The 23384-nt window shown below is 59.8% G+C and carries 21 protein-coding genes; all 21 read right to left on the reverse strand.

All coding sequences use genetic code 11. The features are described 5' to 3' along the window. Positions 1 to 7: 7 nt before the first annotated feature. The 21 genes from fliS to V6F91_RS02410 all read right to left on the reverse strand — a co-directional run bounded on the left by fliS (position 8) and on the right by V6F91_RS02410 (position 23240). A complete protein-coding gene (gene fliS, locus V6F91_RS02310) occupies positions 8 to 406 on the reverse strand; it encodes a flagellar export chaperone FliS (protein WP_090282350.1) in 399 nt (132 codons plus the stop codon). Positions 407 to 536: 130 nt separating this feature from the next. Beyond that, positions 537 to 1985 carry a flagellar filament capping protein FliD gene (fliD, locus tag V6F91_RS02315; protein WP_332762028.1) on the reverse strand — a complete coding sequence of 483 codons (1449 nt, stop codon included), beginning with the start codon at positions 1983 to 1985 and terminating at the stop codon, positions 537 to 539. Positions 1986 to 2067: 82 nt separating this feature from the next. Next, positions 2068 to 2424: a flagellar protein FlaG gene (locus V6F91_RS02320; protein ID WP_208938244.1), complete on the reverse strand. Its 357-nt coding sequence runs from the start codon at positions 2422 to 2424 to the stop codon at positions 2068 to 2070. Positions 2425 to 2496: 72 nt separating this feature from the next. Beyond that, on the reverse strand, positions 2497 to 3348 hold the full coding sequence (locus V6F91_RS02325; RefSeq protein ID WP_073472782.1) for a flagellin domain-containing protein: 852 nt from the start codon (positions 3346 to 3348) through the stop codon (positions 2497 to 2499). A gap of 242 nt (positions 3349 to 3590) precedes the next feature. Then, on the reverse strand, positions 3591 to 3857 hold the full coding sequence (locus V6F91_RS02330; protein WP_332762031.1) for a hypothetical protein: 267 nt from the start codon (positions 3855 to 3857) through the stop codon (positions 3591 to 3593). Continuing rightward, complete coding sequence (locus V6F91_RS02335) at positions 3854 to 5143, reverse strand: motility associated factor glycosyltransferase family protein (RefSeq protein WP_332762033.1); 1290 nt, start codon at positions 5141 to 5143, stop codon at positions 3854 to 3856. The genes V6F91_RS02330 and V6F91_RS02335 overlap by 4 nt, the downstream gene beginning before the upstream one ends. A gap of 86 nt (positions 5144 to 5229) precedes the next feature. Continuing rightward, a complete protein-coding gene (locus V6F91_RS02340) occupies positions 5230 to 6156 on the reverse strand; it encodes a ketoacyl-ACP synthase III (RefSeq protein WP_206414928.1) in 927 nt (308 codons plus the stop codon). A gap of 227 nt (positions 6157 to 6383) precedes the next feature. Continuing rightward, entirely contained in the window at positions 6384 to 7436 is a 1053-nt protein-coding gene (gene pseI / locus V6F91_RS02345) for a pseudaminic acid synthase (RefSeq protein ID WP_332762035.1), read from the reverse strand. Beyond that, the gene (gene pseG / locus V6F91_RS02350; protein WP_332762036.1) at positions 7429 to 8934 is read right to left on the reverse strand and encodes a UDP-2,4-diacetamido-2,4,6-trideoxy-beta-L-altropyranose hydrolase; all 1506 of its coding nucleotides are present in this window, start codon (positions 8932 to 8934) and stop codon (positions 7429 to 7431) included. Before pseG ends, pseI begins: the two co-directional genes overlap by 8 nt. Then, positions 8931 to 9626, reverse strand: a complete 696-nt coding sequence (gene pseF / locus V6F91_RS02355) for a pseudaminic acid cytidylyltransferase (protein WP_332762037.1) — start codon at positions 9624 to 9626, stop codon at positions 8931 to 8933. The genes pseG and pseF overlap by 4 nt, the downstream gene beginning before the upstream one ends. Beyond that, a complete protein-coding gene (locus V6F91_RS02360; protein ID WP_332762039.1) occupies positions 9623 to 10243 on the reverse strand; it encodes a pseudaminic acid biosynthesis-associated methylase in 621 nt (206 codons plus the stop codon). The genes pseF and V6F91_RS02360 overlap by 4 nt, the downstream gene beginning before the upstream one ends. A 28-nt stretch (positions 10244 to 10271) precedes the next feature. Then, complete coding sequence (gene pseC / locus V6F91_RS02365) at positions 10272 to 11432, reverse strand: UDP-4-amino-4,6-dideoxy-N-acetyl-beta-L-altrosamine transaminase (RefSeq protein ID WP_332762041.1); 1161 nt, start codon at positions 11430 to 11432, stop codon at positions 10272 to 10274. Next, a complete protein-coding gene (gene pseB / locus V6F91_RS02370; RefSeq protein WP_090282339.1) occupies positions 11429 to 12430 on the reverse strand; it encodes a UDP-N-acetylglucosamine 4,6-dehydratase (inverting) in 1002 nt (333 codons plus the stop codon). Before pseB ends, pseC begins: the two co-directional genes overlap by 4 nt. Before the next feature lie 23 nt (positions 12431 to 12453). Further along, positions 12454 to 15366: a TIGR00180 family glycosyltransferase gene (locus tag V6F91_RS02375; protein ID WP_332762043.1), complete on the reverse strand. Its 2913-nt coding sequence runs from the start codon at positions 15364 to 15366 to the stop codon at positions 12454 to 12456. A gap of 54 nt (positions 15367 to 15420) precedes the next feature. After that, entirely contained in the window at positions 15421 to 16158 is a 738-nt protein-coding gene (locus tag V6F91_RS02380) for a cephalosporin hydroxylase family protein (RefSeq protein WP_332762044.1), read from the reverse strand. 17 nt (positions 16159 to 16175) lie between these two features. Further along, a complete protein-coding gene (locus V6F91_RS02385) occupies positions 16176 to 17246 on the reverse strand; it encodes a class I SAM-dependent methyltransferase (RefSeq protein WP_332762046.1) in 1071 nt (356 codons plus the stop codon). Then, positions 17236 to 18108: an NAD(P)-dependent oxidoreductase gene (locus V6F91_RS02390; RefSeq protein WP_332762048.1), complete on the reverse strand. Its 873-nt coding sequence runs from the start codon at positions 18106 to 18108 to the stop codon at positions 17236 to 17238. Before V6F91_RS02390 ends, V6F91_RS02385 begins: the two co-directional genes overlap by 11 nt. Beyond that, positions 18105 to 18665 (reverse strand): dTDP-4-dehydrorhamnose 3,5-epimerase, encoded by a 561-nt coding sequence (rfbC, locus tag V6F91_RS02395; RefSeq protein WP_332762050.1) that lies wholly within the window; start codon positions 18663 to 18665, stop codon positions 18105 to 18107. Before rfbC ends, V6F91_RS02390 begins: the two co-directional genes overlap by 4 nt. Next, on the reverse strand, positions 18662 to 19744 hold the full coding sequence (gene rfbG / locus V6F91_RS02400; RefSeq protein WP_332762052.1) for a CDP-glucose 4,6-dehydratase: 1083 nt from the start codon (positions 19742 to 19744) through the stop codon (positions 18662 to 18664). Before rfbG ends, rfbC begins: the two co-directional genes overlap by 4 nt. Continuing rightward, positions 19726 to 20499, reverse strand: coding sequence for a glucose-1-phosphate cytidylyltransferase (gene rfbF / locus V6F91_RS02405; RefSeq protein WP_039761130.1), 774 nt, complete (start codon positions 20497 to 20499; stop codon positions 19726 to 19728). Before rfbF ends, rfbG begins: the two co-directional genes overlap by 19 nt. An 806-nt stretch (positions 20500 to 21305) precedes the next feature. Further along, positions 21306 to 23240 carry a calcium-binding protein gene (locus tag V6F91_RS02410; protein ID WP_332762056.1) on the reverse strand — a complete coding sequence of 645 codons (1935 nt, stop codon included), beginning with the start codon at positions 23238 to 23240 and terminating at the stop codon, positions 21306 to 21308. Positions 23241 to 23384: the final 144 nt, after the last annotated feature.

Genomic DNA, 23384 nt, shown 5'->3' on the forward strand with positions numbered 1-23384 from the left:
CTCTCCTTCAGAACTGCGGAGCAGGCACAGGCGCGATGGCGTCCCAGCCTTCCTTGACCGTGCTCAGCAAGCCGGCAACCTCGTCGAGAATGCGCGGGTCGCTGCTGATGTTCGCCTCGGCGAGACGCTTCATCATGTAAATGTACAGGCCATCCAGGTCGGCCAGCGCTTCTGCGTTGTTTTCCAGGTCGAGACCTTCGCGCAGGCCGCTGACAATGCCGATCGCCTTGCTGATCGACGTGCACTTGCCAGGTATGTCCTTGCGCTCGATGGCGCCTTTGGCCTGAGCGATACGGGCCAGGCCACCTTCCATCAACATTTGCACCAGACGGTGCGGGCTCGCTTCGGAAGTCTGCGCATGGGCACCGACTTTCTGGTACTGCCGAAGGGCTAACATCGGGTTCATGTTCTACCTCATTTGCCACAATGACTCGTATAACCAGTGTATCGCCAACGAGCCTGAAAACTTTAGATCAAAAGACAAAAACCCGGCACACGCTGAGCTAGCGTAGCCGGGTTTTTGTCGTTACCAACGGTTACTTCGCGGACTGCTGCGCGTTCAGCGAGCTGAAGAACGAGGTGATGTTGCTTGCCGTCGCTTTCATCTGCCCTACCAACAAGTCCATGGCGTTGTACTTGGCGGTCAACGTCGTGGTCAGGTTGGCGACGCGCAAGTCGAGCGCCACCTGCTGCTTCTGCAGACTGCTGGTCAGATTGGTCAGATTGGAACTGCGCTGATCAAGCAGCCCGCCCGTCTTGACGTAGGGATCGACTGCCGCGCTCATGCGTGCCAGCAGACCGTTTTTCGCGTCGGTACCGCTGAACAATTGCTGGACCTGGCCAGCCATGCCCGGGGTTTCCATACGCTTGTTGAACACGGAGGTATCGAGCGTCAGCAAACCGGTCTTGCTGTCAGTCAACACACCCATCTGCGACAGTACGGACAATTGCCCTGCTCCGCCCGCCCCTGGATCAGTCAACTGAGCGCGCACGTCCGCCATCAACGAACGCGGCAGAGCGTCACCCGTGAACGCTGCCGAAACGGTCAGGTTGCCATCGGCGTCCGGCGTTGCCTTGGACAAGGTGTCGATGGTTTTCTTCAAGGTGTTATAGGAGTCGATGAACGACTGCAACGACGTCTGAATCCCGGCGGTATTGGTGGCGACCGACACGGTAGACGGCGTTGCCACGCCACCGACGACAGGACTTGCGGTGACCAGATTCAGGGTCATGCCGCTGATTGCATCGGTCACGGTATTGGTCTTGCTGGTAACGGCGAGGCCGTCGATGGTCAGACTGGCATCCATCGCCAGCTTACCGACAGCGCCGGACGCACCGGCTGCCGGGCTACTGCCCATTTCCTGGGTGCCATCAATCTCCAGACCAGCGATCCCGCTGACCTGCAGGTCCATGCCGGCACCTGTCTTGTTCGAGCTGAGCACCAGACGCGACGAACCGGTGCTGTCGGTCACGATGTTGGCCGAAATACCATTGCTGGCCTGCGCGGTGTTGATCGCATCGCGGGTGGACTGCAAGGTGGCATTGGCCGGAATCGCGACATTGTAATCAATGCCATTCTGACTGATTTTCAGAGTACCACTCGGAATGGCACTGGCGGCCCCGCCGGCGAAGGCGGCACTGGCTACTTTCGAGCCGGTGGCCAGATTTTTCACAACAACGCTATAGGTACCCGGTACGGCGGTTTTATCCGATGTGGCACCGACAACAGTCGGCGTGTCCGAAGTCGCAGTAAAACCGGCGAACGCCGGGCTCGTTGCCTTGTTCAGATCACCCATTGCTTTCTGATATGCCGCCAATGCACTTTTCAGCGAACCGACGCCGGAGATCTTCAGGCTATTGGTTTTCGTTGCGGTATCGATCTGCGTCTGCTTGGCAGACTTGTCGGCGTTGACCAGCGCAGTCACGATCGCGCCGATGTCCAGGCCGGAACCCAGTCCGGAACCCGGTAGAATTGGACTTGCCATGTGCATCTCCCTTCAGATTGTTGCCATTCTTTTGACCGTTAAAGGCGTCTTGGGAACGAACAAACACTATTCATGCCATTTATCAGACTTTGGCGTCGAACAACACGTGACTTGCATTGGCGAGGCTGTCCGCCAGCTTGAGGGCTTCGGCGGAAGGAATCTGCCGAACGACTTCACCTGTCTCGCTTGCGATCACCTTGACGATGACTTTGCCGGAATGCTCGTCAATCGAGAACTCCAGATTACGCTTGATCGACTGGACGAACTTTTCGATCTCTTGCACCGCAAGTTTCAACTTGGCGCCGTCCGAATCCTGATCCTTGGCAGCGACCGGTGCTTCAGTCTTTTGGACTTTAGGCAGCTCTGACGGTTTGTCAGCAACCGGTGGCACTGGCTTGGGAGCCGGATAAGACACGTTAAGCTTTACGCTCATGTCCATGCCCATCACCTCTTAACGTAAAAAAGCGAGAGAGCACGACAAGCGCACCCCCCCGCTTAAACTCGATCCGAATTACTGAAGCAGCTTCAGTACAGCGGAAGGCAGTTGGTTGGCTTGAGCCAGTACGGAGGTCGAAGCTTGCTGCAGAGTCTGCTGCTTGGTCAGGTTAGCAGTTTCAGCGGCGAAGTCGGTGTCCTGTACACGACCCTGAGCAGCGGTGGTGTTTTCAGTGATGTTCTGCAGGTTCTGGATGGTGCTGGTCAGACGGTTTTGCGAAGCACCCAGGCTGGCGCGGGTTGCACCGATGTTAGCGATAGCTGCGTCGATTGCAGTGATCGCGCTGTCGATGGCGACGGCAGCGTCAGAAGGGCTGGCGCCAGTCAGTACAACAGTGCCGCTGCCAACCGACAGGCTGACGGCGTCGAACTTGGAGCTCAGTACCAGGTCGATGTGGTTAGCCGAACCGGTGTTTGCGCCTACTTGCAGAGTCACAGTACCAGCCGAACCGTCCAGCAGGTTTTTGCCGTTCAGGTTGGTCGAAGCCGAGATACGGGTGATCTCGTCGGACATCTGAGCGAATTCAGCGTTGGTAGCGGTCTGGTCAGCAGTGCCGTTGGTACCGTTACGGGCTTTAACAGCCAGTTCACGCATACGCTGCAGGATGTCGGTAGTAGCTTGCAGAGCGCCTTCAGCGGTCTGGGCAACGGAGATACCGTCGTTGGCGTTCTGGATGGCCTGGGTGTTACCGCGAATCTGCGAGGACATACGGTTGGAGATCTGCAGGCCAGCGGCGTCGTCTTTGGCGCTGTTGATTTTCAGGCCGGAAGACAGGCGCTGCATCGAAGTGGACAGAGCGTCGGAAGCGCGGTTCAGGTTTTTCTGAACGTTCAACGATGTGGTGTTGGTGTTTACTGTTAAAGCCATGACGAATTCCTCGTTGGTTGGGTACTGCGGCTTCCGGCCCTGGCAACCGCCGGGTATGGCCTAGAGAACCTTCGTAATAGTTATCGTCGGGTTTGCAGGTTGCTTGAGGGCTTTTTGAAAAAAATTTGCCATCACCACGCCACCCCCGAGAAAACAAAGACTTAGCCGCCATCCAACCGCGAAAAACTGACGCCATAAAACCGCCTGCCGCGCAAAGCGGCGGGCCAGCGCCATCGGCCTGTTCAGGCCGCAGCACTTTCCAGCAGTTCGACCAGTTCGTACTCCATAAAATCGGCCAGGGCCAGCCAGTCCTGACGCTCCTGACATTCAAACATTTGCGTCAACACCTGCGCCCATTGCTGCTGCGTCTCTACAGAGGCTGACGCCAGGCATTGCTGGGCGTTTTCGAAGACATCGACCATGCTCAGTGCGGCCTCGACATCACGGCCCAGCCGAAACAATGCCGCGCACTGGCGGCACTGGTCTTTACAGTGCCCCAAGGCATTCATTGCACGAACTCCTGATTGAAAGCGGTTCCGGCGATCAGCGCCCCGGATCGACTGCTGTTGAGAAACTCGACCTGCGGATGCGCAGCAATGTAGCGCTCCAGCACACACAGATAACCGCGAAAATTGAGCTGCGTACTGACCCGCTGCCCGTGGCCGTCACGCACCCAGTGGCGCGCCTGATTCACCGGCGGCCCCAGATCGCCATCGCCCCAACCGGCATGGGTCTTGTTCATCGGGAACGCGAAGTCAGCGCCAAACAGGGTGATCGTCGCAGCGCCCATCTTCACTGCAAGATCCACCGCCGGATGAATCACGCTGCCGCCGACGTGCAACTGGCCGCGCGGGTATTGCTCACGCAAGTCCGCGTAGATCGGGCTTGCGGAATAGCCGCCGTAGCGTTTGCCCTTCCAGGCCTGCAACACCGTCGGATCGCTCATCGGCAGGTACACCAGCGGGATGCCATCGGACTGTTCGCAGGGCAGATGGCGGAAGCCGATGCGCTGATCGATGCTCACCACAAGGTCAGGCGCGATGCCATGTTCACGCAGCGGGCGATAAGCGGTATCGACACAGATGAACAGAGGCCGCTCGGCACGTTGGCGGATCGCCGCCAGCCGCTCGAAATGCTGCTCCAGGCTCGGCCCGGTGGCAATCACATAGATCTCTTGCCCGGTGCAGCGACCGAACAGTTGCGCCACATCAGCATCACCAAGCAACACCGGCAGGCACTCCTGCAAGCGCTGCTGAATCTGCGCTGACTGCGGATCGAACTCGCGGTTGTTGAACGTCAGGTGGATTTCGTTGACCAGTCGATCGCGAATCTTCGCATTGCTGTCATCGGCCAGCAGCAGCTCCGCTGGCAGGGCGAAAAACGGCGTGAAGAAATCAGCATGCTCATCGGCGTAAAACAACTCAACGCGCGGATCGTCCAGCCACTGGCGCTGATCGAGCAGTTGCAGCACCAGTGCGAACAGTGCGCCATTAAGGATATGCACGTACAAGCGCTCAAGACCGGCACGCTCCAGCAGTACACCGGGCAAATCGCCCAACCCGGTGCCATAGACATGCAGTTGCGGTTTTTCCGGCAGGCTCGCCGCTTGTACCCCCGCCTCATGCAGGCGGTCATGGCGACTGGTCAGTTGCACGCCATTGACGCTCAGCGTCGAGCCGAGCCCGTGCACCAGTTCAGCGGCAACGCCTGCGCTGTCCTCGGCCTGCAAGCGCTGGAACAGCGCCGGCCAGCGCCGCTGCAACACCTGCGCATTGGCTTGAAAAAACTCGCTCATGACGCCTCGCGCTCCGTATCAGGCAAAAAAATAGCGTTCAAGGTTAACCTTGAACGCTATTTTTGTATCCGCTGTTTTTGTGTCGATCAGGGACGATAGATGATCGCCGAACCCCACGACAGACCGACCCCGAAGCCGCTCAGCGCGACCCGCTGCCATTGCGAATCAAGCGCGTGTTTTTCCAGCAGCAACGGAATGCTGGACGAGACGGTGTTACCGGTCTCGACCATGTCCTTGATGAACTTCTCAGGCTCGCCTTCGAAACGTCGCGCCACGGCGTCGACGATCGCCGCGCTGCCCTGGTGAATGCAGAACGCATCGATGTCATCGGACTTGAGACCGGAATCATCGAGCAGTTCGTGCAAGTGAGCGGGGACTTTGAGCAGGGCAAAGTTGAACACCTGACGCCCGTTCATGAAGAACACGCCGTCGGTGACTTTCAAATGCGGTGCGCCGGAACCGTCCGTGCCGAACTTGGCCTTGCCCAGCGCCCAGGTCGGATCTTCGCCCATCCACGTTGCGGTGGCGGCGTCGCCAAAGAGCATGGTGGTGTTGCGGTCTTCCGGGTCGACGATTTTCGAGTACGGGTCAGCGGTAATCAGCAGGCCGTTTTTCAGGCCGGCGGCTTCCATGAAGCCCTTGATCGCGTAGATGCCGTAGACATAACCCGAGCAGCCCAGGGAAATATCGAACGCCGCTACGTTTGTCGGCAGGCCCAGTTTGTCCTGCACGATCGCCGCGGTGTGCGGCAGGCCTTCTTCGTCGCCGTTCTGGGTGACGACGATCAGCGCGTCGATCGATTCGCGCTTCAGTTGCGGATTACTGGCAAACAGCGCATTGGCCGCTTCCACGCACAGATCGGAGGTTTCCTGCTCAGCGTCTTTGCGCGGCAGGAATGCCGAGCCGATCTTGCCAAGGATGAATTCTTCATCCTTCTCGAATTTTGCACCTTGTGCGTAATTGTCCACGCCGGCTACAGGAACGTAGCTCGCAATGCTTTTTATGCCAATCATTACGGCTTCCCAATAAAAAACAGCCCAAGACCACCGCTCGCAAGGATTTCGAGGGGCGCCGACAAACAGCAAATGGCCGCCACAACGGGCAGCCACGGGGAGCGCAAAGGGCTATCACTGGAACCGCAATACGGGCCAGGCGCCATCTCCCCGATCAATACAATACAGTGAAGATGCGCGTTATGACTCGCAGGTCACGCTATTTAGCCGAATCGGTGCAGATCGGCTTATTCGAGCAGCGACCAGTCCAGCGGCGTACCGCGCTTGATCGGCGCACGGGCGCGGCGGCCGAGGACGGCGTCGGTGTGCTTGGGCGGCAGACCGAGACCCGGGCGAATCGCGCGCAGATTGTCGCGACTGAAGGTGTCACCGGCGGCCATGTCGGCGGTGACATACAGCGAGCGCCGATACACCAGCGACTTGCGCTCGGCCTCGGTGACGCCGTAATGCACCTGGCCCATGGCTTGCCAGGCGCGCTCGGTTTCCGCCACCAGGCTGGCCATTTCCGCAGGTTCCAGGGAAAAACTCGCGTCCACACCACCGGCTGAACGGTCGAGGGTGAAATGTTTTTCAACCACCGTCGCCCCGAGCGCCACCGCCGCAACCGAAACGCCAACGCCCATCGAATGATCGGACAGCCCGACCTCACAACCGAACAGTTCTCGCAGATGCGGGATCGTGCGCACGTTGCTGTTGAGCGGCGTCGCCGGATAGGTGCTGGTGCATTTGAGCAGCACCAGATTATTGCAGCCGGCCTCACGCGCGGCCCGCACGCTTTCATCCAGTTCGGCGATGCTGGCCATGCCGGTGGAAATGATCAACGGCTTGCCGGTAGCCGCCACACGACGAATCAGCGGCAGGTCGGTGTTTTCGAAACTGGCGATCTTGTAGGCCGGCACATCGAGGCTTTCGAGAAAATCCACCGCGCTGTCATCAAATGGCGTCGAGAACGCGAGCATCCCCAATTCTTTGGCCCGAGCAAAAATCGGCGCGTGCCATTCCCACGGCGTGTGGGCTTTTTCGTACAGCTCGTACAGCGAGGTGCCGGCCCACAGACTGCCCGGATCCTTGATGAAGAATTCGCCTTCGGCCAGATCCAGGGTCATGGTCTCGGCGGTATAGGTTTGCAGCTTCAAGGCATGCGCACCAGCCTTGGCAGCGGCCTCGACGATTTGCAGGGCGACCTCCAACGACTGGTTATGATTGCCGCTCATCTCGGCAATGATGAACGGCGGCGCATCGGCACCGATCGAGCGATTGCCAATCTTGAAGCTAGTCATGCGATTGATCCTTCAGAACACGGGTGAACACGCAGGCGTCCTGGCTGAAGCCGGCGTCTCGAAACAGATTCAACGACGGGATGTTGCCTGGCAAAACCCGAGCGGTGATGGCTTTCAGTTGCGCCCAGTGCATCGTAACGAACGCTTCGCCACGCGCCAGCAGCGCCCTGCCCCAGCCCAGGCCGATGCGCCCCTCGAGCAGATACAGTGAAACTTCCGCATCAGACCCGCGCAGGTCATAACGCACGACACCGACGGCACCATCGTCCGCCTCGGCAATCAACAACAGCCGCTGCGGATTGCGCAGACTCGCCGACAGCCAGTCCAGATGCTGCGGCCAGTCGATCACGCCGGAGTCCAGCGACCCGCGCCGCACCGCTTCGGCATTGCGCCCGTCGAACAGCAACTGCGCGTCGTCGAGCGTTGCCGGACGCAACTTCAGCACCGCGCCGGCCAATGCTGCTGCAACGCGCTCGGCACCGCGGCCATCGACCAGTTGCCGCGAACGTTCAGCCAGGCTCTGCCGCAAATAGAAATTGTTGGCGACGAAGCCGACCGCATCGCGCAATTGCACAACGCTGACTTGCTCACGAGCGCCCAGAAACACATGCGCGCCTGCGGCCGCCATGACTTCACTGTTGGCCTGCTGGTTGTTCGACACCGCGATGCACATGGTCGGCAACCCAAGCGCCGCACGTTCCCAACTGGTACCGCCGCCAGCGCCGATAAACAGGTCGGCTTCGGTCATGCGCTGATAAAAATCGCTGACAAAACTGTGCAAGCGCCAGTTCGGCCGCGTCTCGGCCAGTGCCTGCATTTGTGCCCACGCCGGGTTGTCGGCACCGGCAACGAAGTCCACTTGCAGTTCGTTGAAATCGGCCAGAGCGAGCATCGCATGGTGGGTCTGCATCGCCGCGTCGAAGCCGCCGAAATTGACCAATACCCGGCGCGCCGTGGGCTTGATTTCGATCGCCGCGCAGTCGAATTCCTCGCGCAACATCGCATAGCGTGGGCCGAGCAAGGTGCGGCATCCCGCCGGTAGCAGCGGCGCGTAGTTTTCGCTGAGTCCGGACAGATTCTGATTGAGCAGCAGATCGACGCTGTAGCGCCGCGTGGCCAGATCGTCCACCGCCGCAATGCGATGCGCCCAGCGCCGCGCCGCGGTTTGCCAGTGATGGTCGAGGCCGTAATGGTCGACGATGATCCAGTCGAACTCCGCGTGCCCGTCCAGCAATTGGCCCAGCGCATCGATATCGAACTGCCACGGCAACATCGATTCGATGGCCTGCAGCGGGTCCTCGTCGCGATAGCGCTCGGGCAGTGCAAAGGTCTCGAAGCCTTCGGCACTCAGGGCATCCAGTCGATGCCCCGGCAACCGCCGACAGGCGAACGCGACGTGACTGCCTTGCTGTTTCAGTACCCGCGCCAATGTCAGACAGCGGGCGATGTGACCGCTGCCAATGGTCGGCGAGGCGTCGGCGCGAATCAGCACTCTCATGAAAGCTCTCCGCCGGCCTTGAGCGCCGCGTACAGGTATTCGGCGCGTTTGAAGTCCTCGGGCGTGTCGATATCCTGGACCAGATATCGCGGCAGAATCACCGGCAGGCTGGCTGGCGAGTACAGCACGTCACCGCGCAACCACGCCGCGCTGCGCCCCCAGTAAAACTGACCGGCATCCTGATACGCCTCGGGCAGGTCCTGCGAGCGGGTATTGCGAAACTCGGGATACAACGCCGTCAAGGCGCCCTCCCCGTCCATTGTCAGCGCACGCTGCACCGGAAAAGCGAAATCGCAAACCGAGAACGCAAATGATCGATCAGGATGCTGTTCCAGCAGCTTGAAACCCTGACGCAGATAGCGCGCCTGCAAAAGCGGCGCAGTGGCGTAAATGCAGCAAGCGAAATCAAACGGCGACAGTTGCTCCAGTGCATGCGCGATGACCGCCGCAGTGCCGGTGAAATCATCGGCCAGTGCTGCCGGACGCATGAACGGTACCTGCGCACCGTGCGCCCTCGCGACCTCGGCAATTTCGGCGTCGTCGGTGCTGACCACGACCTGCTCGAACACACCTGAATCCAGCGCTGTGCGGATCGAGCGGACAATCATCGGCACGCCGTCGAACGGCAAGAGATTCTTGCGCGGGATACGCTTGCTGCCGCCTCGGGCAGGGATGATTGCGACGTTGCTCAAGGGCGTTTTTCCAACAGGAACCACGTGATGTCGTCCGCCGGAAACTGCGGATCACGGTGATAGACGAAACCATAATCGACCAACTGCAAGTCAGCAAAGCGGTCGAGCATTTCCCCGGCAAAATCGCGCTTGAACAGCTTGCCGCTGTTGCCGCGGTAGGCAATTTCCACCGGCGCCGGATTGTAATACTCGGCGATCAGGATATAGCGCTGGCTCAGCTCGTACAGCTGCGCATAGGCGCGCGGCAACAGCCCAGGGGCCAGATGGATCAGCACGCCTTTGCTCAGGGTCAGATCGTAGCGACGCTCGGCAGGAAAATCGAACAACGAACCGTGCCAGATCTGCGCAATGTCCAGCGCCTGCGCCTGCGCACACGCCGTTGCGTTGATCTCCACCCCGAACAGTTCGCAGCGCGGCAATAACTGATGCAGTGCCTGCAAATTGTTGCCGGCGTTGGTGCCCAGTTCCAGCAGACTGTCGACGCGCCCCGCGCGGCTCAGCGCTTTGGCGAAGAACCCTAGATTGCCCGCCACCAGCGCCTGGCCGACATTGCGCTCCACGTACTGGTTGCCGAACTCACCCTGCCAGAACCTTTCCTGCTCGCTCAAATCACGCATGACACAGTCTCGTCCACCGCCGCAGCGGTCATCCTTCGGTCAGTCGGCGCAGTTGCTCGACTACATGATCTTGCTGCTCATCGCTCAGCAAGGGGTACAGCGGCAAGCTGATGGCTTGAGCGTAATAGCGTTCAGCCTCGGGACAATCACCTGCGGCAAAACCAAGGTCCTGATAGTAAGGCTGCAAGTGCACCGGGATGTAGTGCAGGTTCACGCCGATACCGGCGGCGCGCAAACCTTCGAAGACCTGACGATGACTGAGACTGATGCGCTCGGTCTGCAGGCGCACCACATACAGGTGCCACGCCGACTCAGCTTCCGGCTGCGCACTTGGCAGCGTTACCGGCAAGTAGGCGAGCAAGCGATCGTAACGCGCCGCCAGTTCGCGGCGACGCGCGACAAATTCGTCCAGTTTGCCCAGCTGTGACAGCCCCAGCGCCGCTTGCAGATCAGTGATCCGATAGTTGAAGCCCAGCTCGATCTGCTGGTAGTACCAAGGCCCGTGACTGGGCTCGGTCATCTGCTGCGCATCACGGGTCATGCCGTGACTGCGCAGGCGTTGCAGACGCTCGGCCAGGTGCGGGCGATTGGTCAGGACCATGCCGCCCTCGGCGCTGGTGATGATCTTCACCGGATGGAAGCTGAACACCGTCATCGCGGCAAATTCGCCGCACCCCACCGGGCGCCCGGCATAGCTGGCGCCAACCGCGTGCGAGGCATCCTCGATCACGGTGAAGTTGTAGCGCTCAGCCAGTTCGGCGATGCGCCGCATGTCACAGCTCTGCCCGGAGAACGCCACCGCGACCAGGACCTTGGGCAGCGTGCCGTCGCGCTCGGCCTGTTCCAGCTTCGCCGCCAGCACCACCGCGTCGAGGTTCCAGGTCAGCGGATCGATGTCGACGAAATCCACCTCGGCACCGCAATAGCGTCCGCAGTTGGCCGAGGCGAGAAAGGTGTTCGGCGTGGTCCAGAAACGATCGCCCGGCCCCAGCCCCGCCGCCAGACAAGCGATATGCAGCGCCGCGGTGGCGTTGCACACCGCCACGGCGAAATCGGCCTGGCAACGCGCGGCCATCGCCTGCTCGAAGCGTTCGATGGTCGGCCCCTGGGTCAACCAGTCCGATTGCAGCACCGCGACCACCGCATCAATGTCCGCCTGATCGAGGCTTTGCCGACCGTAGGGGATCATGCCGAGAGTTTCGCGTGCAGATCGGCGATCTGCCCGACCGAAAGGAACTGCGGGTTGGTGTCGGAGCGGTACTCGAAATCTTCGCTCACCGCGCGCCCCCGCTCGCCAAGTTTGTCGACGGCGAAATCGACATCGACGCTGGTGAAGCGAATCGATGGCTGAATAGTGTAGTGATCCTCGAACTCCAGGGTCATGCGCGCATCGTCCAGCGGCACCATCAGCTCATGCAGCTTTTCGCCGGGTCGGATGCCGACGTTTTTGTGCGGCAGATGTTCGGCCATGCCACGCGCCAAATCGACGATGCGGATCGACGGGATCTTCGGCACGAAGACTTCGCCGCCGTGCATCCGCGCGAAGCTGTCGAGCACGAATTGCACGCCGTGATCGAGGGTGATCCAGAACCGGGTCATGCGCTCGTCGGTGATCGGCAACTCCTGCGCACCGTCGGCGATCAGCTTGCTGAAGAATGGCACCACCGAGCCGCGCGAACCGGCAACGTTGCCGTAACGCACCACGGCAAAACGGGTTTGCTGCTCGCCGGCAATGTTGTTGGCGGCGACGAACAGTTTGTCCGAGAGCAGCTTGGTCGCACCGTACAGATTGATCGGGCTGGCCGCTTTGTCGGTAGACAACGCCACGACTTTTTTCACCCCGTTGTCGATGGCGGCGGCGATGATGTTTTCCGCGCCATTGACGTTGGTGCGAATGCATTCGGTCGGATTGTATTCGGCCGCAGGCACCTGCTTGAGCGCGGCGGCATGCACCACGTAGTCGATACCGCGCATGGCCTGACGCAAGCGATCGGCGTCACGCACGTCACCGATGAAATAGCGCATGCACGGCGCGTTGAACGTCTGCTGCATCTCGTACTGTTTCAGCTCATCGCGCGAAAACACCACCACGCGCTTGGGCTGGTATTGCTCCAGCAAGCGACGGATGAAGTTGCGCCCGAACGAGCCGGTGCCGCCGGAGATGAAGATCGATTTACCGTTGAACATGTTCTGATTCCTGTCCGGCGAGCTTAAGCGAGCAACTGTGCCCAGTTGATCGGGGCACTTTCGCCCAGGGTAAAACCTTTGCCGGTCAGGGCCAGGTTGGCGTTGTAGGCCGGGTCGTGCGCGAACGCGGCGGGCCATTTTTCACGCAGCGTCGCCAGTGCCGCTGGCTGCTGTGCCTGCTCGCCGTTATGCAGCACTTGTACCAGCGGCGTCCACACGGTGAGGTAACCGGCCTGACCGGCCTTGAGGCACAGGTCGACATCGGCGAAACCTTCGGCAAAAGTCGCCTCATCCAGCCCGTCCAAGGCGCTGTACAGTTCTTTGCGCACCATCATGCAGACCCTGGAGACGGCCGAATAATTTTGCTCGGCGACCAGACGCTGCATGTAACCCTCGGCCTTGTGTTTCTCGCCGATGAAAGGCGAACCCACGCCATCGTTCAGACCCAGGATCAAACCGGCGTGCGAGACCTTGCCGTCGCGGTCGACCAGCTTGGCACCGACGATGCCGACTTCCGGGCGCTGGGCGTGATTGAGCAGCGAATCGATCCAGTTCGGATTGACCACTTCACTGTCAGCCGCCAGCAATACCAGATAATCGCCCTGGGCTTGCTCGCTGGCGGCGTTGTACCGCGCGACCTCGCTCAGTGGCTGATCGGCACGCAGCACCTTGACCTTGGCATGATGCAACGTGCCCAGCCAGTCATTGACCTGCGCCGACTGCTGGCTGCTCGCCGCCAGCAATACTTCATAGCGGCTGTAACGGGTTCGCAGCAGCACGCCTTCCAGGCAGCGGCGCAGCGCCGGCAAATCATCGATGACCGGCACAATGATCGAAACCAGTGGCTGTTCGGTGTGGCGATAATCGATTTGCCAAGTGCCCGGCATTTCCGAAGTGACCTTGGCCTTGTAGCCGCGATTGCCGAGATGGCGCAGCAATGCCAGACGTTCATGGGCGTTTTCCTCCAGAGGCGCCCGCTCGGTGATCAGCAGCGGCTCGTCGAGATGCGCGAGGCCGTCGAGGCCACCTTGCTCGATGATGCGCAGCAACAGATCGAATTCCAGCGCCTTGCTGAAATCGGCCTGATAGCCGCCAACCTCGAGCAGCACCTGGCGCCGGATCAACCAATGGCGCGCCATCAGTGACGGCACGCTTTGCAGCAGATCCAGATTGAAACCGGGGCGGAACACGTCGACCAGCGCCCCGTTTTCCTTGCGCTGGATTTCATCGGTGGCGACAGCACGCACACCTTGGGCACCCATCAGTTCAAGACTGGCGCGCAACAGACCACTGGCGGTGAACTCATCACCGGCCTGAGCCAACATCAGCCAGTCGCTTGGCGACTGCTGAGCGCTCTGGTTGAGTTTGTCGACGAGATTGCCCGGTGTGACACGGACAAAGTGCAAGGTGTTCTGCGCAGTGGTCGCTGCCGGCGCTTCACCGGTGGTGAACACGACAATTCTGAATGCTTTGCAGTACCCCTCGACCAGGCTGTCGAGCGACACCTGCAACTTGTCGATGTCGTTGTCCAGATCAAGCAGGAAGATACCGAACTGCGGGCCACCACCTTCAGCAGCCACGTGCTGGCGGATCGACTCGAGCTGCTCGATGGCCGGTGCGCGTGCAGCCAGCCAATTCAACAAACGTCCCGATTGCATCTTGTCGAACGTGACCTGATGGTCGTCGACCGTCAGCGCCTCGAGCCGCGCGATCCATTCATGCAGTTGCGCCGCCGCCTCGTCACCGAGCGTTTGCAATTGCGCGGCCAAACGCTTGGCAACCACTTGATTGAACGCATTCAGATCATGCGCCTGCCACAACCGGTCAATCACGCTCTCCGGCGTATCGTTATTGCGTGCCTGCAGCAGATGCGCCTGACGCGTCCATACGCCTTCCAGCCCTTCCAGCTGAAGGCGACCCGCCGGCAGGGTATGCAACATGAATTCAAACTGTTCCAGAAGATCGAAAAACACCTGGTTGTAGAACGGCATCTCGACGTACTGCAGTGGGCCGAAACGCCGATCAGGCCGGCGCAATTGCTGATTCCAGGTCGACTCGAAAATCAGCTCGGCAGTCAACGCCCGACCGACCGCCAGACTCTCGGCCATCGCCGCAAAGCTCTCCAGAGCAAATGCCTTGGCTTGCCCTGCATCGAGGTTTTGAATACCGGTAGGCAGCGAGACGAGGAAATCGGCGAACGCCTCTCGTTCGGCGACTGACTTGGCATCGAGATAGGTGAGCGAGTGATACACATCGGTATTGTGTTCGGAAACGCCGTAGTTGATCTCGCGCACCACATAAGGAATTGGCAGGATCCGAGCCTTGGCGCTGGCCAGCAGGAAGTACACGTGACCGATTTCCTGCCATTGAAAATTGGTCCCCGGCGGCAATGCCGAGTGCCAGGTTTTCATCAGATCGGTACGGGTCACCGCGTAAAACGGCGGGATGTACTGACTCATGTAGTCAATGACGCGGTCCTGCGCGCGCTCGGATGAATAGTCTTCCTGAACCTTCTTGTCGCGGCGGTAGTAGTTCACCCCATCGGCCTTGGCCAGGTACATCAGGCAATAACCATGGCACATGCCGTAGTCACGATTGGCCTGAAGAAAGCCGACAGACTCGCAGAGCGAATCGAACACGATGAAGTCGTCATCCGCCGCCAGCACCATATAGGGCGTGGTCAGTTGTTCGACGCCATAGGCCAGTTTGGCCTGCATGCCCCAGTAGGCGAATTGCGGCACGTGATGATAATCGACCGCGGAAAAATCGCCTTCCGGACGTTCCGGCGTGGAATCCAGCACCATGATTCGGCAGGGCAAGCTGCTGTAATACTTCACCGCACGGCGCAGGAACGCCGGCCGGTTGTGAGTAATCAGCACCACCGTCAACAACTCGTCGAGCGGTAGCGTCAGTTCAGAACTGTACTTGCCTTGCATAACTTCTCTCCACAACCGGCGGCTCGCCGAAACAACGCTGGGTAATGTTGCGAATTAACGAACGCGGCGCAGATAACCGTCCGGCGCCACGGTGATCAGCAGTTTGTTCTGCATCTGCCGATCGATTTCAAAATCCTTGTTTTCTTCCAGGTATTTCCACACGGCGGTTTTCGGGTTATCGCCATGACCCCACGGGCGATCCGGAAAAAAGTCCGCTGGCATATCTTCAACCACGGTGTCCATCACCACGCAGTAGCTGCCCACCGAAACCAGCGGCGCGTACAAGCGCAGCTCCTCGAGGACGTGGTCGTGGGTATGGTTGGAATCGAGGACCAGAATTACTTTCTTGCCCTCGGCAATCGCGCGGACTTTCTGCGCGGTCGCCTCATCGATACTCGAACCTTCGATCATCTGGATGCGCTTGGCCATCGGGTGGCTTTCGATCGCTTCACGGTTGTGCGGGCGAATATCGAGGTCGATACCCAGCACTTCGCCGTGGCCTTGCAGCTCCAGCAACGAGGCGTAGTAAATGATCGAACCGCCATGGGCGATGCCGCATTCAATGACCAGGTCCGGTTTGACCTGCCAGATGATCTCTTGCATGGCCATCATGTCTTGCGGCAACTGGATGATCGGACGGCCCATCCACGAGAAGTGGTAGCTGTATTTGTGGCGGGCCGATTCGTTGAAGAAATCCCGGGCCAGTGCTACCACTTTCTGGTCGTCACCCTGGCGCGCGATCTCTTCCTGGCATTCGGCTTCGAAGGCTTTGTGGATATTGTTTTCGGTCATCTTAATAATCTCAAGGGTCACTGAAACGAAGCGCTGTCGACGGCGTGATAGACGTAGCGTGCGCCAGTCATCCGCTTGATTTCTTCGAGGTAGTTGGAGTTCATCACAAACACGTGGGCGCCTGCAGGCAGCGCATCCATGGCCTCTTGCGGCGAGGACACCCGCGCGCCACTGAGGGGCAGGTAACGTCCCTGCTTGGCCGGGTTGATGTCCACGACGCGATCGACCGCCACACCGGCGCGCTGCAAGGCCAGTGAATAAATCACGCCCTTGGACGAAGCGCCCCAAATGGCCGAGCCCTGCGCCGGCGCGGATTGAATGATCTGAACGGCGCGATCAAGGCTGGCGGTGAAGGTGGTCGACAGCGTCAGCAAGGACGGCGTCTCGACCGGCGCCCGTTGCAGCGTCGAGAGATCGGCAACGATGTAGAGATATTGGCCACCGAACAGATGCCCGGCCTCAAGGACGGCGCCGAACATGGCGCGCAAATCAGCGAGGCGGAAATAATTGACGTGCTCATAGAACACGTCGAACCAGGCATTGTGCTCGACGATCCAGTCAAAGCACGGCACTTCGATATAGATCTGTCCGCCCTGATTGGCTTCGGCGATCACGCGGAGGAAACTCACCGGGTCCTGGATATGTTCCAGCACATGACGCAGGACGATGGCATCGGCAGCCAACCCCAACTCGCGGGTAAACGGCGCCTTGATCACATCCGGATTGTCGCCCTCATAAGAAGGATCGATCCCGGTAATGGCGTAGCCCTTGTGCCGCAGCATTTCGAGGAAATAGCCTTTGCCGCAGCCTACTTCGATCAGCGTCTGGCCCTTGAAGTGGCGAGCGAGGATTGCTTCGACATCGTTGAGGTGCGCCTGAAATTGCGTCGAGTGCGCCTGTTCGTTCTGATAATCGACGTCATAGCTCAGTTTGTCGGCATCGAAGGCCTGGTTAAAGATCAGCCCGCTCTGGCTGTCCTGCACCAGAACAATGTCCGCCGCCCCTGAAGCCCGCGCCTCTTCGGCGCTGGCAAACGTGCGGTTCTGCAACACCGGCAGTCCGGTCGCGCGATAGAGTTCATGCAGCATGTTCTTGCCCCTTCAGTTGCGAGATCCGCTGGGCATCGCCCCAGAACGCCATGGGCTCATGGGCGGAGTAACCGTAATGGCCCAGATTCAACTCGATCGTGGACTGGCGTTCGCGGACACGCTGTTCAACCAGCGCACGCACGGAAATCGGCCGTCCGCTACAGCAATTGGTGACACCGCCGACGTCGGGCCGGCCGATCAGCAAAGTCAGTTGTGCAGCTGCCTCAGTAACGTCCAGATAATCGCGAAGCTGATCGCCCTGCGACATGTTGAAGTGCGCCTCACCACCATCGATGGCGCGGTCGAGACTGGCCAACAGGCTGTTGCCGTTCTGACCTTCGCCATGGAGATAGAACAATCGCGCCCATTGCAGGGTGAACGCGTGCTCTCGCTGCAATGCTTCAAGAAACATACGCAAGGTGTGCTTGGCCAGGCCGTAAGGGGTGCAAGGCTGGGGCAAGATCGACTCGGCCAGCGGGCCGCTTTGCAAGCCGTATTCAAAACAGGTACCGGTAACCAGCACCTGGCTCACCCCTGCCATGACCGCACGCTTGAGAAACGCGTAATCCGCCGGCAGGTTGCGTTCGAAATGAAACAGCGCCTGATAGTTTGGCAAGCCGCTCCAGGCCAGATGCGCGACGACATCCACGCCTTCAACCAAACGCTCGACATCGAGGTCCGGCGCGTGCAGATCGGCGGCGACCAATTCCACCTGCGCAAACCACGGCAAACTGCGGGCCGAGTCAAGGTCGCGCGCAACCGCACGCACCTTGAAGCCTCTGGAAAGCAAAGCGCTGACCAAGTGGCGACCGACGAAACCGGTGGCGCCAGTGACCAGCACAGTGGTGGTGGTCGCCGTCAAAGCTCGACTCCCTGAAAACGCCCGTCGAGCAGCGGATGACTGGCATCCTTGGCTGACAAATTCTTGACGGGCAGTGGCCATGAGATCGCGAGTGCCGGGTCAAGGGCCGACAACCCCGCTTCATGCTCCGGTGCGTAGTCGGCATCGGTGAGGTACAGCACTTCCGATTCGTCAGTCAGCGACTGGAAGCCGTGGGCAAAACCGGCAGGAATCAAAAAACTGCGGCCATCGTCAGCGCCCAGCTCTTGCGCATGCCATTGCAGATACGTTGGCGATTGCGGCCGCAGGTCGACCGCCACGTCCCAGACCGCGCCGCGCACACACGTGATCAGCTTGGATTCGGCGTAACCGGCTTTCTGAAAATGCAGACCACGTACGCTGCCCTGCCCGACCGTGCGCGAATGATTGATCTGGCGGATCGCGAAAGGCCGACCCTGAGCGGTCAGACGGCTTTGACAAAACAACCGGGCGAAACGCCCGCGCTCATCGCAGAAGACTTTCTGCTGAATGAGATACAGGCCCTCCAGTGGCGTTTTCTGCAGGGTGTAATCGGTCATGAACGCTCTCTGTACAGATTCAATTGGTTCAAGGTGACGACGCGCATGTCATGGCCGTGCTGCCAGGCCAAGTGCCAGTCGAGGGTATGCGTCAGGCACTGTTCCAGCGTCCAGCGCGGCTTCCAGCCGAGCACCTGCCGCGCGCGGCTGCTGTCCAGACGCAGCAGACCGGCCTCGTGCAGTTCACTGGGTTCGATGCGCAAACCACGGGCTTTCGGCCAGCGGCTGGCGAGCAATTCGACGACTTCGCCGACGCTGCACATGTCCGCTTCACCGGGACCAAAGTTCCACGCACCGGCGTACTCAGGACCTTGCTCATAAAGGCCAGCAGCCAATTGCAGGTAACCCGCCAGCGGTTCAAGCGCGTGCTGCCACGGGCGCACGGCTTGCGGGTAACGCAGGGTCACGGGTTCGTCTGCGCTCCAGGCTTTGAGCACGTCGGGGATCAGGCGCTCCGGGGCAAAATCACCGCCGCCCAGCACATTGCCTGCACGCGCGGTGGCCAGGGCCAGACCGTGTTCGGCGTGTTTGTCCGCCGGGAAGAACGACGCGGCATAGGACTGCGCAAGCAATTCGCAGCAGGCCTTGCTGCTGCTGTAAGGATCGTGGCCACCGAGGGCTTCGTCTTCACGGTACGGCCACAGCCATTCTTTGTTGGCGTAGACCTTGTCGGTGGTCACCAGCACGCAGGCGCGCACGCCGCCAACCTGACGAATCGCTTCGAGCAGGTTCAGCGTGCCCATGACGTTGCTGGAATACGTGCCGAGCGGATCGCGATAGCCCTCGCGCACCAACGGCTGCGCGGCCAGATGCAGGACGATTTCCGGCTCGGTGTCGACGATGATTTCCAGCAAGGCGCCGAGGTCACGCAAGTCACCGCGCTGGTCGTTGATGCCCTCGCTGACCCGCGCCAGTTGGAACAGGCTCGGCTCGGTCGACGGGTCCAGCGAAAACCCGCTGACTTGCGCGCCGAGGCTTTGCAGCCACAGGGTCAGCCAGCTGCCTTTGAAACCGGTGTGTCCGGTGACGAGAACGCGTCTGCCGCGCCAGAAATCCGCACTCAGGCCCATTGCTTCCATGGGGCCTCCCCGCTCTGCCACAGCGCTTCGAGATGATTCTTGTCGCGCAGGGTGTCCATGGGCTGCCAGAAGCCCGAATGTTCATAAGCATGCAGCTGTTCCAGCTCGGCCAGTTGCATCAGCGGCTCGGCTTCCCAACTGGTCGCATCGCCGGCGATATATGGCAGCACCTGCGGCGACAGCACGAAGAAACCGCCATTGATCCAGCCGCCATCACCTCGCGGCTTCTCGGTGAACCCCATGACCTGGTGGCCTGTGCGTTGCAACGCACCGTAACGGCCAGGAGGCTGCACAGCCGTGACAGTCGCGAGCTTGCCGTGCGCTTCATGAAAACGGATCAGAGCACCGATATCGATATCCGAGACGCCGTCACCGTAGGTGAAGCAAAAGGCTTTCTCGTCTTTAAGATAAGGCGCAGTGCGCAAGAGGCGACCACCGGTCATGGTTTCTTCGCCGGTATCGACCAGCGTGACGCTCCACGGCTCGCTGTAGTTCTGGTGCACCTCCATGCGGTTCTCACGCATGTTGAAGGTCACGTCGGAGGTGTGCAGGAAGTAATTGGCGAAGAAGTCTTTGATCGCGTAACCCTTGTAGCCCAGGCAAATGACGAAGTCGTGGATCCCATGGGCGGAATACTGCTTCATGATGTGCCAGAGAATTGGCTTGCCGCCGATCTCGATCATCGGCTTGGGCTTGAGGTGCGACTCTTCGCTGATGCGCGTACCGAGGCCACCCGCCAAAATTACTGCCTTCATCGTCTCCCCTCTTGTTCTGCACCGGGCTGCGCATGGCTTTGTTGAGCGTTGCGGCCTCGCGGCGACACCTTTTGCCGTTCCGGGCGCCAGTGCAATGACCGCGAGCGCTCGTTTTATGGCGATTTGAGGGGGACTTGCAGGAAACGCGCCAGCTCCAAAATCATTGACAACGAGGAACACCAGCCGAGCAAAAAATCAAAAGCCCCTCACCCTAGCCCTCTCCCGGAGGGAGAGGGGACTGACCGCAGTGATTGGCAGACGTACGCCAACATGCAATTCCGAGTTGTACGCAAATTTCGAAGCCAACACAGATCGGCTCCCTCTCCAGGGGGAGAGGGCTGGGGTGAGGGGCAGCCACACCACAATCCGAAAGCCAACCACCCGCTTCTAACCACTCAACAATGAGCGCCAGCTCGAGTGCCCTTGATCTTGCCTAACCAGCGACATCGGAAGGCTGAGCGGAGGGATTGATCCGGGCGTGGGAGCGCAGCGACCGTCTGGCGCAGCCAGACACAGCGGACGTAGGTGCAGCGCAGCAAACCGTACCCGCTGCGCCCGGATCGGTCCCGCAGCGAAGGAACCCGAGCCTGCGAGGGCCGAACGCAGGAGCAAGCGTTTTGGGTTACCTTTTTGGCGTTTGAAAAAGGTGACTCGCCGTAAGGGCGAAACCGCCAGCGGCCACACCAAAAAAATACGGATATTCACCCAAAACACCAAGAGCCTGGTCGGCCCAAAGGCCGCCAAGGCCAAAACAAAAAAAGGGACGAACCCAAAGATTCGTCCCTCCTTCTCAAAGCCCCCGACAACTACTCGAACATGGCAAACCCATCACCACCCGCAGGCAGCTCAAAGACCTGACCATCGGCCGTCTGAACATGCTCGATGGTCGCAAACCCCGCATACCAGTCCACCAGCCGCACACCATTGTCCGGTACGCCACTGCTACCGTCATTGGCACTGTGCAGATAAATGTCATCGCCTACACGGGTCACGCTCAACTGACTGGCGTCAGCGATCGTGTTCAGAATCAGCGTGTCATTGGCATCCAGCCCTTCATCCTTGATCGTCACCAACGCAGACGTGTTCAGCACATAGGTATCATCGCCCTGCTCGCCAAACCCGCTGCTGCCCACGCTCGACGGGCCGGTGCCGTTGAAGATCAACACGTCATTCCCCTGCCCACCATAGGCCACGCCTCGTCCAAGGGTAATGTTGTCATTGCCTTCATCGCCACTGACCCAGGTAAACAGACCGTCGCGCGCAGCGATGATGACGTCATCGCCCAAGCCACCGAGCAAGGTGTCGGACTGCCCGGCTGCATCGAGACCGGATGCCAGACCACCGTAGATATGGTCGTTGCCATCGCCACCCTGAATCTGGTCGTCACCACCACCGCCTTCAAGGACGTTGTCGCCCCACTCACCCTCCAGGACATCATTGAACTGGCTGCCGCGCAGGCCTTCGATGTCGATGTAGACGTCATGGAAGGCGATACCGCTCTGCGCCCCCCAATTCAGCGAGGCGCTCAAGCCTTCAGCGCTGTCGTCATAGCTGACGATGTCGATGCCCGCGCCACCTTCAAAGTTATCGGCCCCCGCCCCGCCCAGCAGCACATCGTTCCCGGCCCCGGAAACTATCGTATTGTTCTCGTCATTGCCGTAACCGGTGAAATCGCTGCTGCCGGTATAGGTCAACCGCTCAACGAACGCACTCAGCTTCAACTCGCAGAGGCTGGTGTACACATGATCGGTACCGCCCATGAAGCTGTCGTCTTCTTCGACAGTCACACCGGTGCTATTGATCGTATAAACGTCATCACCGATACCGCCAGCCACCTTCACACCACGGGCGTTGACGACAAAACGATCTGCGCCTGAGGTACCGATAACCTCTTCCACGTTGAGCAGCGTGTCACCAGCGAGGTTGCTGCCATAGCCGATCACGACATTGGCCACGTCGAAGGCGTAGCGGTAATTCACAGTGTCGTAGCCCTGCGCACCATCGATGCTCATCGAGTCCTTGTGACGATAAATCACATCATCGAAGCCCGAGCCCTGAAGCGCTTCGATGCCGGTGAACATATCGCCATAGGCAATGGTCAGGCCGTCGTAGTTGGCGAAGTCTTCGACTCGCACCCCTTCAAGGCTGTCGCTGTAGCTGACGGTGTCGTAACCGTCCCCCCCGACAAAATGATCGGCACCATCACCACCCCACAGCCAGTCGTTACCGGCACCCGCGATGATCTCGTTGTCGGTGTCACTGCCGTAAGCCTTGAAATCACCGGTACCGGTGAAGGTCAGCTTCTCGACGAAACCAGCCATTTTGATGCTGTTGAGGCTGGTGCGCAGTTCGTCGTAGCCACCCCAGTCTTCCTCGACGATGGTCACGTCTTCGGCGCTGACGATGTAGACATCGTCACCGCTGCTGCCTTCCAGTGTCACGCCGGCTACCGAACTGCTGAACGTATCGTTGGAAAAGGTGCCGACGATCTTCTCAACGGACACCAGCGTATCGAGCTTGCCGTCGGGGCCGGTGACGGTAGTCGCACCCTCGGCCAGTTCGACGTTGATTCCTGAGGTTATTGCGTAGTAATTCGCTGTGTCGAAGCCGCCACCGCCATCAAGCTCATCCGATCCCGTACTTGCCAGCAGGACATCATCCGACTCCAGTCCATAGAGTTGGTCATTGCCGTCGGTGCCCAACAGGACGTCCGCTTCACTCGTTCCATTCACGACTGTCATCACATCTTCCTTGCGTTGTTGTTGAAACCGGATCCGTCAGTGCGGGCATTGCCTGTCCAGCGCGCATTCGCTCGCCTGATCGACTCGAACAAATCGTTGAACCTGTAAAAAAGGCGACCCGAGAGATCGCCTTTCAATGAAGCC

The organism is Pseudomonas koreensis, assembly GCF_036668835.1.
Lineage (GTDB): Bacteria > Pseudomonadota > Gammaproteobacteria > Pseudomonadales > Pseudomonadaceae > Aquipseudomonas > Aquipseudomonas koreensis_I.